Here is a 5803-nt window from a genome sequence, read left to right as displayed (position 1 = left end):
GGCCCTGCTGCCGTGACACCGGGCTGGGAGGTCCGCGTCAGCGACCCGCGCCGCGAACGCCGGCGCCGCGCCCTGCTGCTCCTGTTGCTGCTGAGCGTGCCGCTGGCCTTTGTCCTCGGCCTGTGGTGGGGCGAGCGGCAGACACAGGCCGAGCAGGCCGAGGTCCAGGCCCAGCTCACCCGCCTGGCCGAACAGGAGCAGGAGCTGGAGTTGCTGCGCCAGCGCCTGGCGGTGGTCGACAGCAGCGAGAAGGTCACCCAGCAGGCCATGGAGCAGAACCGCCGTACCATCAAGCTGCTCGAGGAGCAGATCTTCAAGCAGCAACAGGACCTGGCCTTCTACAAGGGCGTGCTGGCGCCTGCCAGTCGTCGCGAAGGCCTGCGCATTCGCGCCTTTGAGCTGCAGGCCACGGACGCCCCGCGGCGTTTCCGCTACAAATTGCTGCTGAGTCGGGTCGGCACGGGCGACGAGCCGCTGCAGGGGCAGCTGCGCGTCACCATCGAGGGGCGACAGGGCGGCAAGGACGTCAGTCTGGAGCTGTCGGCACTGTCCGACGAAGTGGGCGAGGCGGCGATTCCCTTCTCCTTCAAACACTTCCAGTCCTTCCCCGAAGCCGGACGCTTCGCCGAACTGGAGCTGCCGGAAGGCTTCGAGCCGCGTCAGGTCAAGGTTCGCGCCGAGGTCAAGGGCGACAAGCCGCTGGACCGTACATTCGAATGGATAGATGAGGAGTGACATCCGCCAATGTGGAATAAAGACAAGGCCAAGCCCGACTTGCAGCGTTTCAGCGGCAAGACCAGCCTGATCGCCGCCGGTGCCGAACTGGTGGGCGATATGCGTTTTCAGGGGGCGGTACAGGTGGATGGTCGGGTCACCGGCAATCTGCTGGCCAGCGAGGGGCTGGTGCGGGTGAGCGTCGGCGGCCTGGTTGAAGGCGAGGTGCGCGCCCCCCATATAGTGATCGACGGCGAGGTGAGTGGCGATGTGTTCGCCAGCGGCCATCTGGAGCTGGGCGCGCGCTCGCGGGTGCGCGGCAATCTGCATTACAGCCTGATGGAAATGGCCATGGGCGCGCAGATCGAAGGCCGGCTGTGCCATGTGAAGGACGGCGTGCGGCCGTTGGAGCTGCCCGAAACGCTGGACACCGAGCAATAGTTGACCAATTTTCTGGGGCAAGCGGATAATGCACGCCCAACGCAGTATGGCGCATGGCGCCGGGAGTCACAGCATGAGCGTCGAAACCTTCACCCCCGCCCCTTTGCACTTCACCCAGGGTGCGGCCAGCAAGGTGAAGACCCTGGTCGATGAAGAGGGCAACCCGCGTCTGAAACTGCGCGTGTTCGTCACGGGCGGCGGCTGCTCGGGCTTCCAGTACGGCTTCACCTTCGACGAGGACGTGGCCGAGGACGACACCATAGTCGAGCGCGAAGGCGTCAGCCTGGTGGTCGATGCCATGAGCTTCCAGTACCTGGCCGGTTCCGAAGTCGACTATCAGGAAGGTCTGGAGGGTTCGCGCTTCGTGATCAAGAACCCCAACGCCACCACCACCTGCGGCTGCGGTTCGTCGTTCTCGATCTGAGCCTGTCGCTGATAACCAACGCCGCGCCCTGTGCGCGGCGTTTTCGTTGATGGGCTACGCCCACTCTGCTGCGCTAGGTTTCTACGCTGGATAGATGGCGCCGAGGATGCGCAGTCCTTTCGCACCGGTAACGCTCGGGCGGTTGCCTGGAATGCCTTCCAGCGCGCAGTGGGCCAGCCAGGCGAAGGCCATGGCTTCGACCCAGTCCGGATCGACGCCCTGAGCGGCGGTGCTGCTCACTTCGGTATCCGCCAGCAGCTCGCTCAAACGCTGCATCAGGCAGGCGTTGTGCGCGCCGCCACCGCATACCAGCAGAGCGTCGGTACGGCCCTGCGCGCTGCGCAGGGCGCCGACTATGCTGCGCGCGGTCAGCTCGACCAGAGTCGCCTGCACGTCCTCGGCGGCCAGCGGCGGCAGTGCTTGCAGATGGCCAAGCAGCCAGGCGAGATTGAACAGCTCGCGGCCGGTGCTCTTGGGGCCTTGTGTCGCGAAGAAGGGATCGCTCAGTAGCCGGCTCAGCAACTCGGGGTGCACCCTGCCGCTGGCCGCCCAGGCGCCATCGCGGTCATAGGCGAGGCCCTGGCAGTGCTGAATCCAGGCGTCGAGCAGGACGTTGCCCGGGCCGCTGTCGAAGCCCAGCACGTCCTGCCCGGGCGAGAGCAGGCTGAGGTTGCTGAAGCCGCCAACGTTGAGCACCGCGATATGCCGTGCGCTATCGCCGAACAGTGCCTGGTGGAAGGCCGGTACCAGGGGGGCGCCCTGGCCGCCGGCGGCAACGTCGCGACGGCGGAAGTCGGCGACCACGCCGATAGCGGTCAGCTCGGCGAGCAGGGCGGGGTTGCCGATCTGGATGGTGAAACCGCGTGCCGGCTCATGGCGCACGGTCTGGCCGTGGCTGCCGATGGCGCGAATCTGCTGCGGAGTCAGGTTCTGCTGCTGCAGAAGCTCATTGATGGCGGCGGCGGCCAGTTCGACCCACTGCTGTTCGGCCATCGCCGCGCGTGCCAGCTCGTCGGCGCCCGAGGCGCACAATGCCAGCAGTTCGCTGCGTAGCCGATCCGGCATGGGCCGGTAGAGGGTGGCGAGCAGGCGCGTGTGCTGCTCTTGCTCGATCAGCGCGATGTCCAGTCCGTCCAGGCTGGTGCCGGACATCACGCCGAGATAGAGAGGCATGGCTTAGCGCTGGTTGGCGGCCAGCATGGTGGCCTTTTCCTGGTCCATGCGCGCCATCAGCGGTTTGCTCAGTTGCATGAAGCGTTGCTTCTCGCTGGCGGCGATTGGGTCGGCCATCGGCAGCTTCTGGCTCAGCGGGTCGACGTGCACACCGTTGACCTGGAACTCGTAGTGCAGGTGCGGGCCGGTGGACAGGCCAGTGGTGCCGATATAGCCGATGATCTGCCCCTGCTTGACGGTGCTGCCATTGCGGATGCCCTTGGCGAAGCCCTGCATGTGGGCGTAGAGGGTGCGGTAGCGCTGGCCGTGCTGGATGATCACGGTGTTGCCGTAGCCGCCGTGACGGCCGGCCAGGCTGACGCGACCGTCGCCGGCTGCCTTGATCGGCGTGCCGCGCGGCGCCGCGTAGTCCACGCCCTTGTGCGCGCGAATCTTGTTCAGGATTGGGTGCTTGCGGCCGGTGGAGAAGCGCGAGCTGATTCGGGCGAAGTCCACCGGGGTGCGGATAAACGCCTTGCGCATGCTTTCGCCGTTGGCGTTGTAGTAGCTGGTGGTGCCCTGCTTGCTGGTGTAGCGCACCGCGGTGTAGGTCTTGCCGCGATTGGTGAAGCGCGCCGAGAGAATGTTGCCGGTGCCGACGCGCTTGCCGTTGACCACCTTCTCTTCGTAGATCAGCTCGAACTCGTCGCCCTCGCGGATATCCATGGCGAAGTCGATGTCGTAGCCGAACACGTTGGCCAGCTCCATGGTCAGGCCATGGGAGAGGCCGGCGCGCTTGGCGGAGAGGAACAGCGAACTGTTGATCACGCCATGGCTGTAGGTGGTGACCACTTCCGGCTTGACCAGGTCGCGCTGGAAGTCGAAGCCCTTGTCGCTGCGACTCAGGCGGATGGTTTCCAGGTCGTTCAGCTTGCTCTGCAAGTGCTTCAGCTTGCCGGCTTCGTCCAGTTCGAACGCCAGCACCTGGCCGACCTTGAGGCGGCTGAACCGCTTGGCTTCCTTGCTGCTGTTGAGCGCTTCGTGCAGGTCGTTGGCGCTCAGGCCTACCTTGGCGAACAGGGTCGACAGCGTATCGCCGTTGCTGACGGTGACGTTGTGTTGGCTGGGATCGGTGGGGGGGGAGTCGGCTGTTTCGAGATTCTTATCATCAGCGTCATGTTCGGCGCTGTGTTCGGCGTTCTCCGCACTCTGCTCGATCTTGGCGAAAGGCGAGGCGGCACCGGTGGCGGGCTGTCCCGCTCGGAGGTCGTCCTTTTCCTGCAGTACCAGTTCGGCATCGTTGCCGAGCTCCAGGTCGAGGAAGGTCTTCTGCGCTTCGACTTCGCGCGAAGGAAACACCAGCAGAGCCAGGCTCAGCAGCGCAGCTACACCGCTAGCGGCCAGGATATGGCTCTTCGGGTAGGGCGGGGCTTTGGGAGTATTTTGCGTCATGGCGTGAGGCGTTTTCTTGGAATATGCATTAACTGTATAAAATATAACCAAAATCGGCGTGGGGCAACCCTTGACATGCCGAGCGGAGACGTACGGGCGCTTGCCCGGGGCAAAACTTGTAATTAGTTCGCGATCTTGTATGGTTGGTTCCCTTTCATTTTCGAGTGGTCGCGAGTCCTGTCATGAAGTCGGTCGAAGAGCAGCTGGCGCTGATCAAGCGCGGTGCGGAAGAGGTTCTGGTTGAAGCGGAGCTGGTCGAGAAGCTCAAGCGGGGTCAGCCGCTGCGGATCAAGGCCGGTTTCGATCCGACCGCGCCGGATCTGCACCTCGGCCATACCGTGCTTATTAATAAGTTGCGTCAGTTCCAGGAGCTGGGGCATCAGGTGATCTTCCTGATCGGCGACTTCACCGGCATGATCGGCGACCCCAGCGGCAAGAGCGCCACCCGCCCGCCGCTGACCCGCGAGCAGGTGCTGGATAACGCCGAGACCTATAAGCAGCAGGTGTTCAAGATCCTCGATCCGGCCAGGACCGAGGTCGCATTCAACTCCACCTGGATGGATGCGCTGAAGCCGGCCGACTTCATTCGTCTGGCCTCGCAGTACACCGTGGCGCGCATGCTCGAGCGCGACGATTTCGACAAGCGCTACACCAGCAACCAGCCGATCGCCATTCACGAGTTCCTCTATCCGCTGGTGCAGGGCTACGACTCGGTGGCGCTGAAAGCCGACGTCGAGCTTGGCGGCACCGACCAGAAGTTCAACCTGCTGATGGGGCGCGAGCTGCAGCGCGCCTATGGGCAGGAGTCGCAGTGCATTGTCACCATGCCGCTGCTGGAAGGGCTGGACGGCGTGAAGAAGATGTCCAAATCCCTGGGTAACTATGTGGGCATCCAGGAAGCGCCAGGGGTGATGTACAACAAGCTGGTGTCCATGCCGGATGCGCTGATGTGGCGTTACTTCGAGCTGCTCAGCTTCCGCTCTATGGAAGAGATCGGGCAGTTCAAGCGCGACGTCGAGCAGGGCGCCAATCCGCGCGACATCAAGATCAAGCTGGCCGAAGAAATCGTCGCCCGCTTCCATGGTGAAGAGGCGGCGGCCACTGCGCATCGTTCTGCCGGCAACCGTATGAAAGAAGGCGAGCTGCCCGAGGATCTGCCCGAGGTGGGGCTGGCCTCGGCCGAGGATATGCCGATTTCCTCCGTCCTTAATAAGGCAGGGTTGGTGAAGAACGCCGCCGTTGCGCGCGACCTGCTGGGCTCTGGCGGTGTGCGCGTGGATGGCGAAGTAGTCGATCGGGCCTTCCTGTTCAAGGTGGGTGCGACCCACGTTTGCCAGGCCGGCAAGAAGGCCTTTGCGCGCATCACGCTCAAGGCTGAGTAATAAAACTGCAATTTATGCTTGACGCGCGTTCTCCTGGCGGTAGAATGCGCGCCACTTCAGTGCTGAAGCTCTTCTAAAACCTCTTGTTAATCAATAGGTTGGATTTAAAAGAGGGGTTGCAAAGCTGGATCTGGCGTGTAGAATGCGCGCCGGTCGACAGGGTGGTGGTTGGATTCTGTCGGTGCTTCGGTCGAGTGGATCGAAAGCGGTAAACGAGGTGGTTGACAGCGGTTTTGAG

General features: G+C 63.6%; 6 protein-coding genes. 4 read left to right on the top strand and 2 right to left on the bottom strand.

The window, feature by feature from the left end:
• The 3 genes from N878_RS28945 to erpA all read left to right on the top strand — a co-directional run.
• Window positions 1-735 (top strand): DUF6776 family protein (locus N878_RS28945; protein ID WP_256218085.1); only part of this gene is annotated, 735 nt, incomplete at its 5' end.
• 9 nt (window positions 736-744) lie between these two features.
• On the top strand, window positions 745-1155 hold the full coding sequence (locus N878_RS11085; protein WP_021443726.1) for a polymer-forming cytoskeletal protein: 411 nt from the start codon (window positions 745-747) through the stop codon (window positions 1153-1155).
• A gap of 73 nt (window positions 1156-1228) precedes the next feature.
• Window positions 1229-1579, top strand: a complete 351-nt coding sequence (erpA, locus tag N878_RS11080; RefSeq protein ID WP_021443725.1) for an iron-sulfur cluster insertion protein ErpA — start codon at window positions 1229-1231, stop codon at window positions 1577-1579.
• An 81-nt stretch (window positions 1580-1660) separates the two neighbouring features.
• Here erpA and N878_RS11075 read toward each other — a convergent pair whose 3' ends face one another.
• Together N878_RS11075 and N878_RS11070 are read right to left on the bottom strand one after the other, a co-directional pair.
• Window positions 1661-2752, bottom strand: a complete 1092-nt coding sequence (locus N878_RS11075) for an anhydro-N-acetylmuramic acid kinase (RefSeq protein ID WP_021443724.1) — start codon at window positions 2750-2752, stop codon at window positions 1661-1663.
• Window positions 2753-2755: 3 nt separating this feature from the next.
• Complete coding sequence (locus N878_RS11070; RefSeq protein WP_021443723.1) at window positions 2756-4183, bottom strand: peptidoglycan DD-metalloendopeptidase family protein; 1428 nt, start codon at window positions 4181-4183, stop codon at window positions 2756-2758.
• Window positions 4184-4365: 182 nt separating this feature from the next.
• Here N878_RS11070 and tyrS point away from each other — a divergent pair, with 182 nt between their 5' ends.
• The gene (tyrS, locus tag N878_RS11065) at window positions 4366-5565 is read left to right on the top strand and encodes a tyrosine--tRNA ligase (protein WP_021443722.1); all 1200 of its coding nucleotides are present in this window, start codon (window positions 4366-4368) and stop codon (window positions 5563-5565) included.
• The last annotated feature ends 238 nt before the right edge of the window (window positions 5566-5803 follow it).

The sequence above is a fragment of the Pseudomonas sp. EGD-AK9 genome (assembly GCF_000465935.2).
Lineage (GTDB): Bacteria > Pseudomonadota > Gammaproteobacteria > Pseudomonadales > Pseudomonadaceae > Aquipseudomonas.
The sequence above is the reverse complement of the archived record's forward strand: the minus strand, read 5'-3'. Positions and strand labels throughout refer to the sequence as shown.

Bases quoted from the DNA above. Each gene is read 5' to 3' on its own strand.
- tyrS (WP_021443722.1), top strand. From the start codon at position 4,366: ATGAAGTCGGTCGAAGAGCAGCTGGCGCTGATCAAGCGCGGTGCGGAA.
- N878_RS11070 (WP_021443723.1), bottom strand. From the start codon at position 4,183: ATGACGCAAAATACTCCCAAAGCCCCGCCCTACCCGAAGAGCCATATC.
- N878_RS11075 (WP_021443724.1), bottom strand. From the start codon at position 2,752: ATGCCTCTCTATCTCGGCGTGATGTCCGGCACCAGCCTGGACGGACTG.
- erpA (WP_021443725.1), top strand. From the start codon at position 1,229: ATGAGCGTCGAAACCTTCACCCCCGCCCCTTTGCACTTCACCCAGGGT.
- N878_RS11085 (WP_021443726.1), top strand. From the start codon at position 745: ATGTGGAATAAAGACAAGGCCAAGCCCGACTTGCAGCGTTTCAGCGGC.